The sequence below is a fragment of the Haloechinothrix halophila YIM 93223 genome (genome assembly GCF_000504245.1).
GTDB classification, from domain to species: Bacteria; Actinomycetota; Actinomycetes; order Mycobacteriales; family Pseudonocardiaceae; genus Haloechinothrix_A; species Haloechinothrix_A halophila.
Genome location: NZ_KI632509.1, coordinates 1,050,492 through 1,070,681 on the forward strand (window position 1 = coordinate 1,050,492; position 20,190 = coordinate 1,070,681).

Annotated in this window: 17 protein-coding genes and 1 other RNA gene; 13 read left to right on the forward strand and 5 right to left on the reverse strand. The window is 67.7% G+C overall.

From position 1 onward, the window contains the following. Positions 1-24: 24 nt before the first annotated feature. From AMYHA_RS04910 to AMYHA_RS04945, 9 genes are all read left to right on the forward strand, one after another. A complete protein-coding gene (locus tag AMYHA_RS04910; RefSeq protein WP_034268410.1) occupies positions 25-1,416 on the forward strand; it encodes an L-serine ammonia-lyase in 1,392 nt (463 codons plus the stop codon). A 122-nt stretch (positions 1,417-1,538) separates the two neighbouring features. Continuing rightward, positions 1,539-1,633, forward strand: an RNA gene (gene ffs / locus AMYHA_RS26270) — signal recognition particle sRNA small type. Between the two features lie 145 nt (positions 1,634-1,778). Next, complete coding sequence (locus tag AMYHA_RS04915) at positions 1,779-3,908, forward strand: DNA polymerase III subunit gamma and tau (protein WP_034275837.1); 2,130 nt, start codon at positions 1,779-1,781, stop codon at positions 3,906-3,908. A gap of 377 nt (positions 3,909-4,285) precedes the next feature. After that, positions 4,286-4,645: a YbaB/EbfC family nucleoid-associated protein gene (locus tag AMYHA_RS04920; protein WP_034268413.1), complete on the forward strand. Its 360-nt coding sequence runs from the start codon at positions 4,286-4,288 to the stop codon at positions 4,643-4,645. 1 nt (position 4,646) lies between these two features. Continuing rightward, on the forward strand, positions 4,647-5,243 hold the full coding sequence (gene recR, locus AMYHA_RS04925; RefSeq protein WP_034268416.1) for a recombination mediator RecR: 597 nt from the start codon (positions 4,647-4,649) through the stop codon (positions 5,241-5,243). 250 nt (positions 5,244-5,493) lie between these two features. Then, positions 5,494-7,068, forward strand: a complete 1,575-nt coding sequence (locus AMYHA_RS04930; RefSeq protein WP_231104631.1) for an ABC transporter substrate-binding protein — start codon at positions 5,494-5,496, stop codon at positions 7,066-7,068. A 129-nt stretch (positions 7,069-7,197) separates the two neighbouring features. After that, positions 7,198-8,199, forward strand: coding sequence for an ABC transporter permease (locus AMYHA_RS04935; protein ID WP_196776839.1), 1,002 nt, complete (start codon positions 7,198-7,200; stop codon positions 8,197-8,199). 13 nt (positions 8,200-8,212) lie between these two features. After that, positions 8,213-10,273 carry a dipeptide/oligopeptide/nickel ABC transporter permease/ATP-binding protein gene (locus AMYHA_RS04940; protein WP_051399548.1) on the forward strand — a complete coding sequence of 687 codons (2,061 nt, stop codon included), beginning with the start codon at positions 8,213-8,215 and terminating at the stop codon, positions 10,271-10,273. A 20-nt stretch (positions 10,274-10,293) separates the two neighbouring features. Continuing rightward, positions 10,294-11,598, forward strand: a complete 1,305-nt coding sequence (locus AMYHA_RS04945; RefSeq protein ID WP_196776840.1) for an ABC transporter ATP-binding protein — start codon at positions 10,294-10,296, stop codon at positions 11,596-11,598. Between the two features lie 105 nt (positions 11,599-11,703). Here AMYHA_RS04945 and AMYHA_RS04950 read toward each other — a convergent pair whose 3' ends face one another. Both AMYHA_RS04950 and AMYHA_RS04955 read right to left on the reverse strand, forming a co-directional pair. Next, on the reverse strand, positions 11,704-12,336 hold the full coding sequence (locus tag AMYHA_RS04950; RefSeq protein WP_051399549.1) for a TetR/AcrR family transcriptional regulator: 633 nt from the start codon (positions 12,334-12,336) through the stop codon (positions 11,704-11,706). Then, positions 12,333-13,646: a lipase family protein gene (locus tag AMYHA_RS04955; protein WP_157361819.1), complete on the reverse strand. Its 1,314-nt coding sequence runs from the start codon at positions 13,644-13,646 to the stop codon at positions 12,333-12,335. Before AMYHA_RS04955 ends, AMYHA_RS04950 begins: the two co-directional genes overlap by 4 nt. 239 nt (positions 13,647-13,885) lie before the next feature. Between AMYHA_RS04955 and AMYHA_RS25525 the strand changes: the two genes are divergently transcribed. Next, positions 13,886-14,638, forward strand: coding sequence for a DUF4328 domain-containing protein (locus AMYHA_RS25525; RefSeq protein WP_169732900.1), 753 nt, complete (start codon positions 13,886-13,888; stop codon positions 14,636-14,638). A 30-nt stretch (positions 14,639-14,668) separates the two neighbouring features. Beyond that, positions 14,669-15,064, forward strand: a complete 396-nt coding sequence (locus tag AMYHA_RS04965; RefSeq protein WP_051399552.1) for a zinc-binding dehydrogenase — start codon at positions 14,669-14,671, stop codon at positions 15,062-15,064. A 123-nt stretch (positions 15,065-15,187) separates the two neighbouring features. On the opposite strand, the gene AMYHA_RS04970 is transcribed toward AMYHA_RS04965, so the two are convergent. After that, a complete protein-coding gene (locus AMYHA_RS04970) occupies positions 15,188-16,129 on the reverse strand; it encodes an EamA family transporter (protein ID WP_034268425.1) in 942 nt (313 codons plus the stop codon). Positions 16,130-16,201: 72 nt separating this feature from the next. Between AMYHA_RS04970 and AMYHA_RS04975 the strand changes: the two genes are divergently transcribed. Beyond that, positions 16,202-17,110: a LysR family transcriptional regulator gene (locus AMYHA_RS04975; RefSeq protein WP_034268428.1), complete on the forward strand. Its 909-nt coding sequence runs from the start codon at positions 16,202-16,204 to the stop codon at positions 17,108-17,110. 6 nt (positions 17,111-17,116) lie between these two features. Here AMYHA_RS04975 and leuA read toward each other — a convergent pair whose 3' ends face one another. Then, positions 17,117-18,901, reverse strand: coding sequence for a 2-isopropylmalate synthase (gene leuA, locus AMYHA_RS04980; RefSeq protein WP_034268431.1), 1,785 nt, complete (start codon positions 18,899-18,901; stop codon positions 17,117-17,119). A 249-nt stretch (positions 18,902-19,150) separates the two neighbouring features. On the opposite strand from leuA, the gene AMYHA_RS04985 reads away from it, so the two are divergent. Beyond that, positions 19,151-19,540 (forward strand): hypothetical protein, encoded by a 390-nt coding sequence (locus tag AMYHA_RS04985; protein ID WP_034268434.1) that lies wholly within the window; start codon positions 19,151-19,153, stop codon positions 19,538-19,540. A gap of 53 nt (positions 19,541-19,593) precedes the next feature. Here the strand turns inward: AMYHA_RS04985 and AMYHA_RS04990 are convergent, their stop codons facing one another. Further along, the gene (locus tag AMYHA_RS04990; protein WP_034268437.1) at positions 19,594-20,184 is read right to left on the reverse strand and encodes a nitroreductase family protein; all 591 of its coding nucleotides are present in this window, start codon (positions 20,182-20,184) and stop codon (positions 19,594-19,596) included. Between the last annotated feature and the right edge of the window lie 6 nt (positions 20,185-20,190).

Below are 20,190 nucleotides of genomic sequence, written 5' to 3' on the forward strand. Positions count from 1 at the left end.
GCGGCATGAGCGCAAGGAGGCGCCATGGCGATCAGCGTCTTCGACCTGTTCTCGATTGGCATTGGCCCGTCGAGCTCCCACACGGTCGGACCGATGCGGGCCGCACGGATGTTCGTCGACGACCTGGCGGCGGCGGGGACGCTGACCGCCACCGCGCGCGTCTCGGCGCACCTGTACGGCTCGCTCGGCGCGACCGGCCACGGGCACGGCAGCGACAAGGCCGTGCTGCTCGGGCTGGAAGGCGAGACCCCGGAGGACGTCGACACCGACAGCGTGGACAGCCGTATCGCGGCGATCCGCGAGCGACGAGAGCTGCGGCTCCGCGGCGAGCACCCTGTGCGGTTCGCCGACAACGACCTCGTGCTGCACCGGCGGGCGAAGGGCGACCCGCTGCCGGGAGGACGTCCGGCACACCCGAACACCATGCGGTTCACCGCGTTCGACACATCAGGTGCCGAGCTCGCGATGCGAACGTATTGCTCCATCGGCGGCGGCTTCGTGCTGGACGCGTCTGCCCCTGACGGACCGATGGCCGTGCGCGACGAGACGCCACTGGAGTTCCCGTTCCGCACCGCGGCCGACCTGCTGTCGCACTGCGATGTCACCGGGTTGCCCGTCCACGAGATCATGCGCCGCAACGAACACGCGTGGCGCACCGACGCCGAGATCGACGACGGCCTCGACGAGATCTGGCGCGTGATGCGGGACTGCGTCGCTCGCGGGTGCCTGCGCGGCGGCGTGCTCCCTGGTGGACTCAAGGTGCCCCGGCGCGCGAAGGCGTGGCACGACAAGCTCATCGCCGAGGGCGTCTCCGACGACCCGCTGACCGCGATGGACTGGGTGAACCTGTTCGCGCTCGCCGTCAACGAGGAGAACGCCTCGGGTGGGCGCATCGTCACCGCGCCAACCAACGGTGCGGCGGGCATCATCCCCGCGGTCCTGCACTACTACATGCGGTTCGTGCCCGGTGCGGACACGGCAGGCGTGCGGCGGTTTTTGCTGACGTCGGCGGCCATCGGCGTCATCCTCAAGGAGACCGGTTCGATCTCCGGCGCCGAGGTGGGATGCCAAGGTGAGGTCGGCTCGGCGTGCGCGATGGCGGCGGGCGCGCTCGCCGAGGTGCGTGGTGGCAGCCCGGCGCAGGTGGAAAACGCCGCCGAGATTGGACTGGAGCACCATCTCGGTCTGACCTGCGATCCGGTGGGTGGGCTGGTGCAGATTCCCTGCATCGAGCGCAACGCGATCGCCGCGACCAAGGCGATCAACGCCTCGCGGATGGCCCTGCGCGGCGACGGGGCGCACCTTGTCTCGCTGGACAAGGCGATCAAGACCATGCGCGACACCGGCGCCGACATGAAGACGAAGTACAAGGAGACGTCGCGAGGCGGGCTCGCGCTGAACGTGATCGAGTGCTGAGGGCGTCAGGCTCTTCGATGAGGCGTTCAGTGCGCCGAGGCGTTCGGTGCGCCGTTTGGCCTGGTGGGGTGGCGGCTGGAGACCTGACCACACCCAGTGTCGGCGTGACCTTTACACTGGAAGACGGACCCCGCGCGGCGTCCATCCTGTGAACCTCCCCAGGGCCGGAAGGCAGCAAGGATAAGCAGGCTCTGACGGGTGCGCGGGGTCCCCTTATGTCTTCGTGCGGTCGCATGCGTCAGGGGCGTCAGGCCCAGGGGCCGATGCCGCCTTCAGTCGCGCTGGCCATGGGAGCCGTTACTGGGCGGACGCGAAGCGTGGGTAGCAGCGCCAAGATCACCGGATGCCGGTACGCTCGCGGCGTGGCTCTCGCGCTGTACCGCAAGTACCGTCCGGCGACCTTCGCCGAGGTCGTCGGTCAGGACCATGTCACGGAACCGCTCCGGGCCGCGCTCGCTGCGGGCCGCATCAACCACGCCTACCTGTTCTCAGGGCCGCGCGGCTGCGGCAAGACGTCGAGCGCCCGGATCATGGCCCGCTCGCTCAACTGCGTGGACGGCCCGACACCCGACCCGTGCGGCAAGTGCGACTCGTGCATCGCGCTCGCGCCGGAAGGCCCTGGCAGCGTGGACGTCGTCGAGCTGGACGCTGCCAGCCACGGTGGTGTCGACGACGCCCGTGAGCTGCGGGATCGCGCTTTTTACGCGCCAGCGGATTCGCGCTATCGGGTGTTCATCATCGACGAGGCGCACATGGTCACCACGCAGGGCTTCAACGCTCTGCTCAAGATCGTTGAGGAGCCGCCGGAACACCTGATCTTCCTGTTCGCGACGACCGAACCGGACAAGGTGCTGCAGACGATCCGCTCGCGCACCCATCACTACCCTTTCCGGCTGATCCCGCCAAGCTCGATGCGGGAACTGCTTGAGCGCAACGTCGAGGCCGAGGGCGTGCCGGTGGAACCAGCGGTGTATCCGCTTGTCATCCGGGCGGGTGGTGGCTCCGCGCGCGACACCCAGTCGCTGCTCGACCAGCTGCTCGCCGGTGCCGGTGAGGAGGGTGTGACCTACGACCGGGCGGTCGCGCTGCTTGGCGTCACCGACCGTGCGTTGATCAACGACATGGTGGACGCGCTTGCCGACGAAGACGCGGCAGCGGTGTTCGGCACCGTGGAACGGCTCGCTGACGCTGGGCACGACCCGCGCCGGTTCGCGTCCGACCTGCTCGACCGGTTGCGCGATCTGGTGCTGCTGCGGTCGGTGCCGGACGCGGGTTCGCGCGGACTGGTGAACGTGCCGGACGACGAGCTGTCCAAGATGACCGCGCAGGCTGACCGCGTCGGGGCTGGGACACTGACCCGCTACGCCGAGATCGTCCACAACGGACTGATGGAGATGCGCGGCGCGACGTCACCTCGGCTCCTGCTTGAGCTGCTGTGTGCGCGGATGATGCTGCCAGCGGCCGCGCCGGACGCGCAGAGCGAGAGCGCGGTGCTGCAACGCCTTGAGCGGCTGGAGCGCAGGGCCACCGCGAGCGGTGGTGCGGCTGGTGCTGGTCAGGCTGCCGCGGGTGCCGCGCCTGGCGGCGGTGTCGCCGGGCCCGCGGGTGCTGCCGGGCATGCTGGCGCTGACGCGCCGCAGTCTGAGCAGCCGCAGCGGGTGTTCCGCAGGCCGTCACAGCGGCAGGAGCAAGACGGTCGGGAGCCGCAGGATCCAGCGGCCTCGGCCTCGCAATCCGCCCCAGCTTCTGCGCCGCAGCAGCCCGCGCAGCCGGCCGATCAGGACCAGCAGTCAGCGCAACCTGCCGAGACGCGGCAGCCAGCCCAGCCGACGCGGCAACCCGCCCAGACGCAGCCAGCTTCGCAGGCCCAGCCCGCACCGGAGCCGCAGGCCGACGCGCCCTCGACGTCTGGCGGGGTGGACGCCACCGGACTACGCGGTGTGTGGCCGCAACTGCTCGCCACGATCCGCAACGCGCCGGGTGGCAGGAGCATCGAGGCGATGCTGACCCAGGCTGGAGTGCGCAGCGTCGACGGCAACCTGGTCGTCCTCACCCACAAGGCGGCACCGCTGGCGCGTCGGCTGTCCGACCCGACCAACGTCGAGAAGATCGCGGCGGCGTTGCGCGAGGTGCTCGGCGGCGATTGGCAGGTGCGCTGCGAACACGAGGGTGCGGCTAGCCAGCAGGGCGGGCCGGCCGCGAAGCAGCAACAGCCTCGCCAGCAGGCGCAGCAACAGGCCCAGACGCAGCGCCCTAGCAGGCCGTCGCAGCAGGAACGCCAGCCGGAGCGCCCGCAGCCACGGCAGGAACAGCCGCAGGAACAGTCCGAGCCGGACATCCCGTTGCCACCGGAACCGGCAGAGGACGAGGACATGTACACCGAGGAACCCAGCTCGCTCGGCCCGCCGCAGGAGACACGGCAATCGGAAGACCCGAGTAGGGCGGCGCACCAGCTCCTCTCCGACCACCTCGGCGCTCGCCGTCTGGACTGACGGGAACGACGGCGCCGGAACCGCCTGCGGTGAATGACGCTTTGCGTGTGCTCAGTACAGGCAAAGCGTCATTCACTGGCGTGGGTGATCGCTCGGACGTCGTTGTCGATCGTGCTGCCGTTGTTGATCTACTTCCCCTGCGCTATTACCAATAGAAACGGCCGAAGCGGACGAAATTTGGTCGCAGCGCAGGGGAAGTAGATCAACACGCCACCCGGGGCGCTGCGAGCTACACCGGCAACCGCACCGACCGCATCAGACTCCGCACGCCACACCGCACGACACCGCGACGTCCCCGGCGGGCAGCGGGTTAGGCTGGGCACCAGCCGCGAAACCAGCCACGTAATCAGGCGAGAACGAACGGATCGAGGGCCGAGATGGTGCAACCAGGGGGCGGCATGCCCGACATGCAGCAGATCCTGCAGCAAGCGCAGCAGATGCAAGAACAGCTGGCGACTGCGCAGGAGGAGCTGGCGAACACCGAAGTCAGCGGGTCCTCGGGCGGTGGCCTCGTCACCGCGACCGTTACCGGTGGCATGGAGCTGAAGGACGTCACCATCGACCCGTCCGTCGTTGACCCCAACGACACCGAGACGCTGTCCGACCTGGTCGTCGCGGCGGTGCGGGACGCGATGGCGTCCGCGCAGCAGTTGTCCGAGGAGAAGTTCGGTCCACTTGCCGGCGGTCTTGGCGGCGAGGGCGGACTGGGCGGCCTCGGCCTTCCCGGCGGGATGTGAGTTGTTCGAAGGCGTCGTTCAAGACCTTATCGACGAGCTGGGCAGGTTGCCCGGTGTCGGGCCGAAAAGCGCCCAGCGCATCGCGTTTCACCTGATTAGCTCCGAACCGGCCGATATCAAGCGGCTGGTCGACGTCTTGGGCAAGGTCACCGAGGGGGTGCGGTTCTGCGAGCTGTGCGGCAACGTCTCCGAGCAGCAGCAGTGCCGCATCTGCCGGGACACCCGGCGCGACGGGGCCATGCTCTGTGTGGTCGAGGAACCCAAGGACGTCCTCGCGATCGAGCGCACCCGTGAGTTCAAGGGCCGCTACCACGTGCTCGGCGGGGCGCTCGATCCGTTGTCCGGTGTCGGTCCCGATCAACTGCGGATGCGGGAGTTGCTGGCTCGCATCTCATCGGACGAGGTCACCGAGGTGATCATCGCGACCGACCCGAACACCGAGGGAGAAGCGACCGCGACCTATCTGGTGCGAATGCTGCGCGACTTCCCCGGGCTGAACGTCACCCGGCTCGCGTCCGGCCTGCCGATGGGCGGCGATCTGGAGTTCGCCGACGAGCTCACCCTCGGCCGTGCCTTCTCCGGCCGCCGTTCGCTGTAGCGGGCAGCAAGCCTACCGAGCACGCCACACCGTCAACCAGTCTGGTTTGCGCCGAATGGCGGCCGACGCGAGTTATGTGATCCCACTGTGTGGCCAGATCGTGATCCACTACCGCACACGTGAGCTTGACTCGGGTCTAGGGTGTGTCCCGACGCACAGACAAGGACACAACCCGAGGTGTGTGATGACCAAGACACGGATGGCTCGGTTGCTTCGTCCGCGGGGGCAACAGCGCCCGTGGCAAGCTGCCGTGGCAGGCACTGCGGCTCTCACCATGGTGCTCAGCGCGTGCCAGAGCGATGGCGGTCAAGGCAGTGGCGACGGCGGTGAGGGTGGCGACATCATCATCGGCACCACCGACTCCGTCCCCACGCTTGATCCCGCAAAGTGCTACAGCTATTACTGCGGCACCATCATCGACAACATCGGCTCTACCCTGGTGAGCTACAAGCCGGGTGAGACGGCGCCGAGCCCTGATCTCGCGGCCGAGGAGCCCGAGATCAGTGAAGACGGCTTGACCTACACCTTTACCTTGCGCGAGGGCGTCAAGTTCCACGACGGCTCCGACATGACCAGTGAGGACGTCAAGTTTTCGCTGGAGCGCTCGCTGAACATCAACCACCCGGAGGGCGCTGCCTTCCTGCTGGAGGGCATCGACTCCGTCGAGGCGCCCGATCCGCAGACGGTGGAGATCACGCTGACCGAGCCGGACATCACGTTCGGGTCCAAACTGGCCTACAACGTCGCGACCATCCTGCCGTCGGACGGCGAGTACACGGCGCCGGACGAGAAGTTGCCGGACGACTCGACCGACGACACCTACGAGAAGTATGTCAACGAGAACCTGGTCTCCACCGGCCCGTACACCCTCGAGGACAACCGGCAGGGCGAGTCGATCGAGCTCGCCGCGTTCGGCGACTACTTTGGCGACGCGCCGCAGAACAGCCGTGTGCTAGTCAGTTTCTTCGACAAGAGCGCGCAGATGGTGACCGCGCTCAAATCGGGCGAGATCGACGTCGCGTTCCGTGATCTGACGCCGGAGCAGCGTGACTCGCTGGAGAACGACGACAGCATCAACACGATTCAGGGTGAGGGCGCCTCGATCCGGTACATGGTGTTCAACCCGAAGCTCGAGCCGTTCGACGATCCGAACGTGCGTAAGGCGTTCGCCGCGGCCATCGACAGGGACCGCATCATCGACGAGGTGCTTGGCGGCAGTGGTGAGCCATTGTACTCGATGGTTCCGCCGTCCTTCGAGGACGCCAACTCCCCGGCGTTCAAGGACCTCTACAGCGACAAGGAGCCGAGCGACTTCATCGACGGCAAGGTCGAGTTGGACCTCTGGTACAGCACCGACCACTACGGTCCGACCGAGCCGCCGCTCGCCGAGACGCTGACCCGGATGCTCGAAGAGAGCGGCTCGTTCGAGGTCAACCAGAAGTCGTCCGAGTGGGCGCAGTACACCTCGAACATGGCGCCTGGCCCGACGGGTCAGTACCCGGCGTTCCTGCTCGGCTGGTACCCGGACTTCCTGGACGCGGACAACTACATCCAGCCGTTCTACCACTCGGAGAGCAGCTTCCTGCGGATGTATGACAACCCCGAGATGGACAAGCTGATTCGCCAGCAGCAGACGGCCGACGCCGCCGACTCCGAAGAGCGGATGCAGACGTTCGAGGAGATCCAGCAGATCGCCGCGGAGGACGCGCCGATCGTGCCGCTGTACGTCAGCATCCCCGAGGCGTTCGTCCGTAGCGACGTCGAGGGCGTGCAGGACACCATGGACGCTTCCCAGGTGTTCCGCTACTACCTGATCCACAAGTAACAACGCGGACGGTTTGACGACCGTCGTGATTCACACCGCGGCGTGGCCGTGGAGAGATGAGGTTCTCTCCACGGTCACGCCTGCGCGCTGTGTGGATAGAAAGGCCTCAAGGCTGTGAAAGCTGGTTCCTTGGGTCGTTACATCGCGCAGCGTCTCCTGCTCGCCATTCCGATGGTGTTCATCCTGCTCACGTTGCTGTTCCTGCTGCTCAACGCGGCGCCGGGTGACCCGGTGACAGCGACGCTCGGCGGCAGGCTGCCACCGGAAGAGATCGCGCAGCGCAAGGAGGCGCTCGGCCTCAACGACCCGCTCTACGTGCAATATTTCAACTACATGGGCAACGCGCTCACCGGCGACTTTGGTAACCCGGTGACCGATCCGCGCAGTGTCGTGCAGATCGTGCTCGACACGGCGCCCGCCACGATCGAGCTCGCCCTTGCCGCCATGCTGGTCGCGATCCTGCTCGGCATCACCGTTGGCGCGCTGTCCGGCAGGTTGCGGGACACGCCGTTCGACGTTGGCGGCAGGCTGTTCGGCATCCTCATCTATGCCGCGCCGGTCTTCTGGACCGGGCTGCTCGCGCAGTTGTATTTCTCGGTGGAACTCGGGTGGCTACCGAGCCAGCAACGCGCGGGCGGATTCGACGCCCCGGAACCCATCACCGGGTTCTACGTGTTCGACTCGATCATCACCGGGGACATGGCGGCGCTGGGCACCGTGCTTTCGCACCTCGTGCTGCCCGCCGTGACGCTCGGACTGCTGCTCGGCGGAGTGTTCATCCGCCTCGTCCGCGTGAACATGCTGCAAACGCTGCGTTCGGACTACGTCGAGGCAGCGCGGGCACGCGGGCTGCGCGAACACGTCGTGCTGTTCCGGCACGCGTTCAAGACCGCGCTCATCCCGATCATCACGATCATGGGGTTGCAGTTCGCGATGTTGATCGGGAACGCCGTGCTGACCGAGCACACGTTCACCTGGCCGGGGCTCGCGCAGGCGCTCGTCGGCTTCATCGGAGCACGGGACTACGCGGCGGTGCAGGGCATCGTCACGTTCATCGCGCTGGTGATCGTGGGCGTGTCCCTGCTGATCGACATCTTCACCGGGCTGGTCGACCCCCGGGTGCGCTACTGATGGGCGAGGTGACATGACAAGCACATCTACCGGTGGCGACAACGCCGTGCTCGAAGCGCGGACGCCACTGAAGACCCGACTACATCACGTGTGGCGGCCGTTCCGGGAGTCGAGCAGGATCTCGCGCGGGCTGATCTTCAGCGGACTCGGCCTCATCGCCGCGTTCCTGCTGCTCGCGTTCCTCGGTCCGCTCGTGTATCCGTACGACGGCACGCAGTACCGCGCCGAGACGTCACCCGGCGAGTTCACGGCGTTCCCCGAGTTGGCGCCACCGTCGGCCGAGCACTGGTTCGGCACGACGAAGGACCAGTTCGACGTCCTCGCCAGAATCATCGACGGCGCGACGCTCGCGTTCGCCGTGATGGCGCTTGCGGTGTCGATCGCCATGATCATCGGCGTGACGCTCGGTCTGTTCAGCGGCTACCGGGGCGGCAGGCTGGACCGGATCATGGTGACGGCGATGGACGCGGTGTACGCGTTCCCGCCGCTGGTACTGGCGATCATCGTGTCGTTCGTGCTCGCGGCGTATCTCTCGCCAGGTGTGCCATCGGCGGCCGCTGCCGTGGGCCTGGTCTACATCCCGCAGTACTTCCGGGTGGTGCGTAACCACACGCTGTCGGTGAAGGAGGAACCGTTCGTCGAGGCGGCGAAATCCTTCGGCGCGCGGAACCGGACGGTGCTCGGGCGCTACGTGTTCTTCAACGTGGTGCAGACCGTGCCCGTCATCCTGACACTGAACGCCGCCGACGCGATCCTGGTGCTCGCCTCGCTCGGCTTCCTTGGCTACGGCGTGCAACCGCCGACGCCGGAGTGGGGCTACGACATCTCGCAGGCGGTCAACGACGTCGCGGCGGGTATCTGGTGGACGGCGCTGTGGCCCGGCCTGGCGATCGTGCTGCTGGTGATGGCGTTGACGCTGGTCGGCGAGGGCCTGAACGATGTCATCAACCCGCTGCTGCGCGCGAGGGGCAAGGCCGGTCGCAAGATCAAGGCAATGCCGGCGGCGCGCCGTCGTGGCCGCTCGCGGCGGACGTCCGATGCCGCCGAGCAGGACGACGAAGGGCTGGCGGCGAAGGTGCGCGACCTGCGGGTCGGCTACCGCACCGCGTCCGGTCCATTGTGGGCGGTCGACGGCGTCAGCTTCGAGATCAAGAAGGGCGAAACCGTCGCGCTCGTGGGCGAGTCCGGCTGCGGCAAGTCGTCCATGGGACGGGCGATGCTGCGCCTGATGCCGCCCGGCGGCGTGGTGCACGGCCAAGTGGAGATCGGCGGCACCGACGTTGTCACCGCGCCGGACTCCGAGGTGCGGAAGCTGCGCGGTGAAGGTGTCTCGCTGATGTTCCAGGAGCCGATGACCCGGCTCAACCCGCTGGAACGCGTCAGCGACCACTTCGTCGAGATGATCAGGACGCACAAGCCGAAGACGTCGCGCGAGGACGCCCGCGCGATGGCGCGGGACGCGCTGGTGCAGGTCGGCATCCCGCCGACGCGGATCGACAACTACCCGCACGAGTTCTCCGGCGGCATGCGGCAGCGCGTGATGCTGGCGCTGTCGATCGTGCTCACGCCGCGGCTGATCGTCGCGGACGAGCCGACGACCGCGCTGGACGTCATCGTGGAGTCGCAGATCCTGTCGCTGCTGGAACGGCTGCGGGTCGAGGAGAACGTCGGCATCCTGTTCATCACCCACAACCTGGGTGTCGTCGCCGAGGCCTGTGACCGGGTCGCGGTGATGTACGCGGGCAAGATCGTGGAGATGGGGCCGGTCGACGAGATCTTCACCAACCCGAAGCACCCGTACACGCGCGGCCTAGTGGCGTCGACGATCTCGCTGAACACGACCGAGTTGCGCTCCATCGGTGGCTACCCACCGAACCTGATCGACCCGCCGCGGGGCTGCCGGTTCGCGGCGCGGTGCCCGCACGTGATGGACCATTGCACGCAGAGTCCGCCCGAGCTGACCGAGGTCGGGCCGGACCAGCGGGCCGCGTGCTTCCTCTATCCGGGTGCCGGGCAGCCGGTGCCGGAAGGAGTCGTTGCCCCATCGGGTGATCCCCAGGTGAGTGGCATATGAGTGTGGAAGGACTGACACCGGTGACCGATTCGGAACCGCTGCTCGTCGTCGACGACCTGAAGACGCACTTCCCCGCGCGCGGCGGGCTGTTCGGCGGGGGCGGCAAGAGCGTCGTCAAGGCCGTCGACGGGGTGAGCTTCTCGGTCGGCAAAGGCGAGGTGCTCGGGCTCGTCGGCGAGAGCGGGTCGGGCAAGACGACCCTCGGGCGTTCGCTGCTCAAGCTGGTGCAGCCGACGTCGGGTCAGATCCGATACCGGGGCCGTGACCTGGTGCCGCTGGACGACGGCGAGATGCGGCCGTTGCGGCGCGAGCTGAGCATGATCTTCCAGGACCCGAACGCGTCGATGAACCCGGCGATGACGATCGGGCAGGGCGTCGGGCATCCGCTGCACATCCACGGCATGGTCAGCACCCGTGCCGAGGCACGCAAGCGGGTGGTGGAGATGCTGGAACGCGTCGGGCTGCACCCGGCGGAGAGCTTCCTCGACCGCTACCCGGAGGACCTGTCCGGTGGGCAGAAGCAGCGGCTGGTGATCGCGCGTGCGCTGATTACCGACCCGAAGTTCGTGGTGGCGGACGAGCCGGTCGCCGCGCTCGACATGAGCGTGCGGGCGCGGGTGCTTGAGCTGATGCTCGAACTGAAGCGCGACCTCGACCTGACGTACGTGTTCATCACGCACGACCTGGCGACGGCGCGGTTCCTGTGCGACCGGATCGGCATTCTGTACCTCGGCGGACTCGTCGAGCAGGGGCCGTCGGACTTGCTGTTCGACGACCCGCAGCATCCGTACACGCGGTCGCTGCTGTCTGCGATTCCGCTGCCGGAGGCGGGTCGGCGGAACCGGCCGAAGAAGCTGCCGCGCGGCGAGATCCCGGACGCCGCGAAGCCGCCAGCCGGGTGCAGGTTCCATCCGCGGTGTCCCGAGGCGTTCGGGTCGTGCGGCTGGCAGGGCCACGACCTCATTGACGTCCTCGAGGATCGGTGGACCGAGGTGGACAAGGATACGTTCACCAAGGAACTGGAGCTGTTCGGCAAGCTCAGCGACGCCGACGTCGGTACGGACTACGTGCGGTTCCCATCGTCCACACCGGACACATTGGCGGAGTGGCTGCGGGAGAACGGCTCCGCACTGCCCGCGAACGTGTTCTCCGCGGTAACCGACGTCGAGGTCGAGGAACGCGGCGTGGTCGTCCGGTTTGGACCAGGGCCGGAGCCCGCTGTGCAACACATCAAGAACCGGGACGTCGCCTGCCACCTGCATGGCATCACCGTGCGGCAGGACGGCGTGCACGTCGGTGATCCGGAGGCTGTCGCCACGTCGTGAGCGGGCGGGTGGCTCGCGTCGTGAGTCGCGCGAGCCACCCGGTCCGGTCGTCTGCCGAGTGGTGCCATGACGTGCCGTTGGGCCTGGCGCCGCCTACCCGCCCGGCTATGGCATCGCTGTGTCGCCGGGTGTCGCGCCGCCCGCGGTGCCGAGTACGGCCAGCACCCGGCCGAACAAGTCGTCCGGCACCGCCCCTGGGTCGAGGCTGTCCTCCACCGCGAAGCCGTTAGACAGCGCCAGCACCACCGTCGCCGCCTCATCCGGCGGAAACGGCAGCGTAAGCCCGTGCCGCTCGGCCACCCGCTCGATCATCGCGGCCAATGACTCCCTGAGTCGCTGGCGCCGCGTGCGGAGCGCGTCCGCCAGCTCGGGGTCGCGCTGCCCGCTGACGGCGTAGGCGATCAGCAGTCGCTGCCACCTTGCCCCGGTGTGAATGGCGTCGACGAGGTGTTTGCCCACGTCACGCAGGGCATGGTCGGCGTCGGCCGCGCTGTCGAACAGGGCCGTGGCCTCCCGCTGCCGCTCGGCCACGTACTCATCCATCAGCGCGAGCACGAGGTCGTTCTTGCTGCGGAAACTGGAGTACACCGCGCCCTTGGTCAGCCCGGCCGCGGCGGCGACGTCGGCTACCGACGCCGCCTCGATGCCGCGTGTCGTGAAGACGTCGTGGGCAGCGGACAGCACCCGCCGCCGGGTCTCCTCCCTGGTGGGACGGCTGCGCTCGGGGCGCCCGGTCACGGCGCGGTCGCGCAGGTGTCCGGCGCCTGCTGTCCGGTGAACCGGCCGCCGAGGTAATCGACGGCGAGCGGCGCGCCGGTGATCGCGCCGAGCACGTGGTCACCGATCACGGCTGGCTGGAACTGGACCGTCGCGCCGCTCCCGCACCAGGCTTCGTTCAGCACGATCGCCTGGTCGAACGTGACCAACTCGTCGGTCGGCGAGTGGTAGATCATCGCGGGCGCCTGCGGCGTGGTGCCGCCGAGCCGGATGTCGTCCAGCACTCGCTGCCACTCCGGCAGCGCCATCGGATCGTCCACCGTGGTGTAGCTGCTCAGGCTGCGGAAGGCGTAGCGGGCGGAGAACTCCTCCACGCACTGGGTGCTGATCTCGGCGGCCATTTCCTTGCCCTCGTCGGTGAGGATCTCCTCGAACGGCGCGTCCGGGTAGGCCCGTGCCAGACCGACGGCAGCCGCGAGCACGAGCCCGCTGGCCGGGCCGCCGTCGTGCAGGTTGGCCATGTCTTCCATGTCGGCGGGGGCCGCGCCGACTGCCGCGCCCGCGACGTTCAGCTCGGGCGCGTAGTCAGCCGCGCGCTGCGCCGCCCAGGCGGTCGAGAAGCCGCCCTCGGAATATCCCCACAGTCCGACCTGCGCGGTGTCACCGAGCCCGGCATCGGGCAGTTCGGCAGCGGCGCGGGTGGCGTCCAGTTGAGCGTGGCCGAGCGAGCGACCGGCGACGTAGGTGTGCGGGCCAGGCGTGCCAAGGCCTTCGTAGTCAGTGACGACGACGGCCCAGCCCCGGTTCAGGGCCTGGCTGAAAAGCGAGAACTCTCGCTCCGAGCCGGTGGCGAGCTTATAGGACGGCGCGCACTCCGGCCCGAGGCCGTGGGTGCCGACGGCATAGGAGACCAGCGGGCGCTCGCCCTCGCCGGTCCATGCCCCTTCGGGCACGATCACGGTGCCGGAAACCGCGTTTGGCTCGAAGGTGGCCGACGTTGAGCGGTACAGCACCTGCCAGGCATTGACCGGCACGCTGAAGCCGTTATCGGAGACGTCGATCTGCCGCGACCGAAAGACCGTGCCCGGCTCGACGTCCGGCAACGGGTCTGGCGGGGTGTAGAACGGGTCGTCCTGCGGCGGCGGGATGGCCTGCTGCAGGGCGGCGGGCTGCGGCATGGCCTGCGTGGCCGGGGTGACTGCCGCTGCGCTGGCCTGGGTGACGGCGCCGGTGACCAGCGCGGTCGTCGCGCCGAGGGTGACGAGCACGCGCATCGTCCGGCGTCTGCCCATCCTGGCCCTGGCCGTTCTGTTGTCGTCCACTGCTGTCATGCCGCTGACCACCTTCGATACTCGCTGGTATTGAATACCGAACGGTATCCAGTGGTGTGGGTCACGTCAAGATGCGGTGAAGGACGCTTTCCGCGCGTTGGCCGTAGCGAGGGCGTCCGTCACCGCGCCCAACGCGGCGAAAGCGCATTCACGAAAACTACTCACGCCGAATGGGCGATCCGGGTACACTGCGCGGCTCTGTCCTCATTGGTCACAAGCTACGAGAGGGATTTCCCTGCATGTCAGAACCCACAACGCCACAATCGGGACCGCACCCACCGGTCCCACCCAATCCATCCGAACCGCCGCTTCCCGCCGCGCCACCGCCGTCAGGATCCCTGCGCCCGACGCGGATTCTCGGCTGGGCCGCCGCCGTGCTGATCGTGCTGTACGTGCTGGCGGATCTGGCGTTGGCAGTTCTCGCGTGGAGCACGGAAGACGTCATCGCGGAATACCTCGCCGGGGACGCCGCGAGCGTGGCTCCGTTCAACGTGGCTATGACGCTCACTTCCGTCGCTGGCACGCTGTCTTTCGCGACGTTCATCGCTTCGGCTGTCGTGTTCGTGATCTGGCTATGGCGGGCACGGGTTAACGCCGAACTGCTCTGTCGCGCGCAACACACGCGCTCACGCGGCTGGGTGTGGGGCGGTTGGATCTGCCCGGTCGTGCTCCTCTGGTTCCCGTTCCAGATCGTGCGCGACGTCTGGAAGGCGAGTCACCCGGATGTCGCGCCAGATGGCTACAACATGCACCTCATGCCGTTCACCAAAGTATTGGGCTTGTGGTGGGCGGTGTGGCTGTTCGACCTCGCTGTTGACCAGTACATCGTTCGCCGTGACATCGGCGAACAGTTCGATCCGCTGATCGGCGCTAACGTCTTGTCGTTCGTCCTCAGCGCCATCGCGGGCGGCCTGCTCATCCGCCTGATCATGCAGATCTCGTCGTGGCAGGAAACGAAGATGTCCCAGCCGCAACTCGTGGCCGCGTACTGACGCCACACGTCGTCCGCCCGGCGGATCTTGATGCTGTTCGGCGATACGGGTCGCCGCGACGCATCAAGATCCGTGCCGGAGGGCCGACGGTTTGACTTCGAGTTGATCGGCACTGGCCGCGCCGCACTGGAACTGCTCGGGCGTGGCGGCAGGGCACTGGTGCTCGGCTGGTCGTCGGGACAACCGACCACTGTGGACGGATCGGACGTCGTCGGGCGCGGCATCACCGTCGCGCCCGCGTTCGGTCCTGACCTGCTGAGCCGCGTCGGTGGCGTGCGGGAACTGGAGCAACGCGCGCTGGCCGCAGCCGCACGCGGTGATCTGGTGCCGGTGGTCAGCGCGACGTTCCCGCTGGCGCGGGCGGCCGACGCACACCAGGCGCTTGAGTCGCGCGCGACGATCGGCAAGGTGGTGCTCAAGCCGTAGGAGACGTTGCGGCCGGACTCGCCAGCGTGGATCTTGAGACCAAACGGCGATCCATATCGCCGGAACGCCTCATGATCCATAGGTGGCATCCGTCCCACCGAGCGCGACCGGGCGCTAGGACGCTCATCGGGCCACCGGCGTGTACTCCGCTTCCGAAGGCGTGGCCGGCGGGCGCACCTGGCGGGTCCAGGACATCGAGCCGAGCAGCACGCCGATGATCACGATGCCTGCCGCCGCGACCTCGATCGCGGTCGGCCGTTCGCCGAGCACCAGGAACGCCAGCGTCATGCCGACGATCGGCACCAGTAGCGAGAATGGCGCGACCACCCCTGCCGGATTCCGGCTCATCAGCGTGCTCCACAGTCCGGATCCAGCGATGGTGCCGATCAACACGATGTAGACCAAACCCCCGAGCCCGATCAGTCCCACCGGCGATCCGAGCCCGGCCAGCGCCTGCCAGCCAGCCGATGGACCCTCGAAGGTCAGCGACAGCGCGTACATCGGCACCGGCGGAACCACTGACATCCACAGCGTGAAGTGCAGCGGATTCACCGGACCCCTTGTCGGTTCGGCGAAGCCCTTGCGGTTGCAGAGGTTTCCGCCAGCCCAGCTCAGTGCGGCCAGCACGGTGAGGATCATCGGCAGCAACGCGGCGTGCTCGGCGCGTTGCCAGCCGATGATGCTCATGCCGAGCACTGCGAGCCCGATACCGGATGCCGCGATCGGCGTGATCCGCTCACGCAGCAGCACCGCGCCGAGCAACACCGTGAACGGCGCGGACGACTGGAGCACCAACGACGCCAGGCCGGTCGGCATCCCGATGTGCATCGCGACGAACAGCAGTGCGAAGTGCCCAGTGCCGAAGCCGAGGCCGAAGCCGATCAGCCAGCGCAGCTTCACACCAGGCCACGGTACGAAGAGCATCGTCGGCACCGCGAGCACAGCGAATCGCAGCGCGGCGGCGAACAGCGGTGGAAAGTGCTGGATGGTGGCGTGCACGGCGAGGAAGTTCGCGCCCCACATCACGGCCACGGCTATGGCGAGCAGGCGATCCCGTTGCGACATGCCTTCGAGCCTGCGATCGACGACTCTCAAGCACCAGCGAAATATTTTTGAGTGTCTTTGTAGTATTGCTTCATGGACGTCATTCGGCTTCGCACGCTTCGCGAGTTCGCCGATCGAGGCAGTCTCACCGCTGCTGCCGCCGCGCTGCACTGCACACCGTCCGCCGTGTCACAGCAGCTCAAGGCGTTGCAGGCTGAGGTGGGTGTCGTGCTCACCGAACCGGCAGGGCGTGGCCTGCGGCTGACCGATGCCGGGAGGGCACTCGTCGTCCGAGCGGATGAAGTGCTGGCCGCTGTCGAGCGCGCGAGGTCCGAACTGGATACCTACCGCAGCGCGCCGCGCGGCACCGTGCGGATCGCGATCTTTCCGTCCGGTGGTCAGCTGTTGCTGCCCGGCTTCTTGCACCGGGTCAACGAACATCCCGAGCTGGGGGTTGAGGTGCGCGACATCGACATGATGCCGTCCGAAGTGCCTGGCATGCTCGCGGACTTCGACATCGTCGTCACGCACCGCGATGAACGCGCCGAGCCGTTCGAGTCCGATCGGCTGACTGTCACGCACCTGCTCCGCGAGCCACTCGACGTCGCCCTGCCCGTGGGCCATCGGCTCGCGCACCGGCGCAAGGTCGAGCTCGCCGAACTGGCCACCGAACGTTGGATCGGTGTCGAGGTCGGTTTCCCAGTCGACGATGTGCTGCGCTCGCTTGTCGTCCGCACCGGGGTACGGCCGGACGTCGTGCAGCGCATCAACGACTTCGGCGTGACGGAAGAGCTGGTCGCGGCGGGGCACGGCGTCGCGCTGCTGCCGAGGTACACGATCGACACCCGGCGCGGCAAGCGCATGTTGCGCAAGCCGATCGCCGGGATCAGGGCTGCCCGCTACGTCGAGGCCGTGCTCCGCACCGGCGCCCCGGCGCGCCCAGCGGTCGCCACCGTGCTCGACCTGCTGCGCGCCGAGGCGTGCGCGGTGACGCCGCGGTAGCCCGCCTTACCGGTGTGCCCGGTTGATCGCGGAGATGACCGCGCGCAGCGACGCCGTCACGATCGACGGATCGACGCCGACGCCCCAGTACACCTTCTCGTCGATGGCGCACTCGACGTAGCTGGCTGCCTGGGCGTCATCGCCCGCGGTCATGGCGTGCTCGCTGTAGTCGAGCAGCTTGATGTCGTAACCGATGGTGGACAGCGCGTCGAAGAACGACGCGATCGGCCCGTTGCCGGAGCCGGTGATCTCGTTCGGCTCACCGTCGACGTTCACGGTGACCGTGATGGAGTACTGGCCACCACCGTTGTCGGTGACGTGCGAACGAACCAGCTCCAGCGGTGATGTCGTCGTCAGGTACTCCCTGCTGAACGCGTCCCACATGGTGTCCGGGTCGACCTCGCCGCCGGACGTATCCGTGTAGTGCTGGACGACCTGCGAGAACTCGATCTGCAGGCGGCGTGGCAGGTCGAGCTGGTGCTCGCTACGCATCACGTACGCGACACCGCCCTTGCCGGACTGTGAGTTGACCCGGATGACGGCCTCGTACGTACGCCCGACGTCCTTCGGGTCGATCGGCAGGTACGGCACTTCCCACGGGAACTTGTCCACCGGCACGTCCGCCTTCTCGGCGGCCGACTCCAGCGCGTCGAAGCCCTTGTTGATGGCGTCCTGGTGGCTGCCGGAGAACGCGGTGAACACCAGGTCACCGCCCCATGGCGACCGCTCGGGAACGGGCAGCTGATTGCAGTACTCGACCGTGCGCTTGATGTGGTCGATGTCGGAGAAATCGATCTGCGGGTCGATACCTTGGCTGAACAGGTTCATGCCCAGCGCGACGAGGTCGACGTTGCCGGTGCGCTCACCGTTGCCGAACAGGCAGCCTTCGATCCGGTCGGCCCCGGCCTGGTAGCCCAGCTCGGCGGCGGCGATGCCGGTGCCCCGGTCGTTGTGGGGGTGCAGCGACAGGATCACCGAGTCACGGCGGTCCAGGTTGCGGCCCATCCACTCGATCGAGTCGGCGTAGACGTTCGGTGTGGCCATCTCGACCGTCGCTGGCAGGTTCAGGATCGCCGGTTTCTCTGGCGTCGGCTGCCAGATGTCGGTGACGGCGTTGCACACCTCCGCCGCGTACGACAGCTCGGTGCCGGTGAACGACTCCGGCGAGTACTGGAACCGGAAGTCGGTCTCCGGGTTCTTCGCCGCGAACTCCTGCACCAGCTCCGCGCCCTGAGTCGCGATCTTCTTGATGCCCTCGCGCTCCTCGCGGAACACGACGCGGCGCTGCAGGATCGACGTCGAGTTGTAGACGTGCACCACAGCCTTCGGCGCACCCTTGAGCGCCTCGAAGGTGCGCTCGATCAGCTCGTAGCGGCACTGTGTCAGCACCTGAATCCGCACGTCATGCGGGATGACGTCCGCCTCGATGATCTCGCGGACGAAGTCGAAGTCGGTCTGCGATGCCGAGGGGAACCCGACCTCGATCTCCTTGTAGCCCATCGCGACCAGCAGCTCGAAGAACTTGCGCTTGCGCGCGGGCGACATGGGATCGATCAGTGCCTGGTTACCGTCCCGCAGGTCAACGGCACACCACAGTGGTGCGCGGCTGATGCGTACGTCCGGCCAGGTGCGGTCGGGCAGTTGGATGTCTTCGACCAGGCGGTACCAGGGCTGATACCGATCGATCGGCATCGAACTGCCGCGTTGGGGGTTCCATACCGGCTGGTCAGCGGGCGCTGGACCGGACGGCGCGACGATGGGTCCGTGTTCCGGGCGAGGGGAAGTGGACATTGGTTGATGGTCTCCTGCTGTCGGCTTTTCCGCCAAGGGCGGGTGACCGGCGGCACGACGAAGCCCCGCGACGGGGGGCCGGTCGGATCAGGCCCCGTCGCGGCAGCGAAGCAGGAGTGCGCGTGCCACGCACCCAGCATAACGAATCTGTCGAGTAGCGCATCCATCTGGGGCGTCGCAGGCGAGTTGACCGGGCGATTCGGCGGTGTAGCGATAGCGGCGCGGCGCGTGGCATGTCAGACTCCCCGCATGGGCGAGCACGCTGAGAAGTCGAGCGCTAACTCGAACGATCACGAGGCCGGGGGCGGCAAGCGCGGCCCGAGCGTCGACTGGATCGCGGTTAAGGACAAGATGGTCAACATCCTCGCCGCGATAGTGCGCTGGGTGTTCCTGCTGTTCGCGCTGGTCCTGGTGTTGCACGTGGTGTTCACCATCGCGGACGCGAACGAGGAGAACAGCATCGTGTCGTTCGTCCGCGACTGGGCCGACCCGCTCGCGCTCGCCTTCAAGGACCTGTTCCAGCCTGACGACGCGCAGCTGAAAATCCTGGTCAACTACGGCATCGCGGCGATCTTCTGGCTGATCGTGTCGTCTCTCGGCGCCACGATCATTCGTCGGTTGGGCGCGCTCGGAAAGTAGCGCCCGGCGTTGCGAGACGCCGTGTCCCCCGCTCGGGACGTTGTGTGCCGAGCTTAGAACGCGGGCGTGTCCCACCCAGCGCGAGCGAACTCCGCCAGCGGGATGCGTGATCGCTCCCCGCGTTCCCGCTCGACGAGCCGCTGCGCGCCGAGCACATCGGCGTCCGTCTGCACCCCGACGGCGATGGTGACCACCGGCCGGACGTCGTCGGGCAGCTCGAACGCGCGGTGAAGCGCGTCCGAATCGAACCCCGCCATCTGGTGGGCGGCCAGCCCTTCGGCCACCGCTTGCAGCACGAGGTTCTGCGCGGCGAGCGCGACGCCGTATTCCGCGTAGGGCACGTCGCCTTTCTCGTTGCGGGTGATCGCCACCCCGGCGAGTAGCACCCCGACGCGGCTCGCCCAGTCCTGATTGCGCTCGGTCAGCGTGCCGAGGATGCGGTCGAACACGGCGTCGCCCCTGCGGCCGACCAGGAACCGCGCGGGCTGGGTGTTGCCGAACGACGGCGCCCACCTGGCGGCTTCGAGTAGTGCGCGCAGTTGCTCTTCGGACACCTTGGCGTCCGGGTCGAACGCGCGCGGGCTCCAGCGCTGCGCGATCAATTCGTGCACGGCGACGCTGGTCGCCGCTGGCTTGCGCTGCATGGCTCC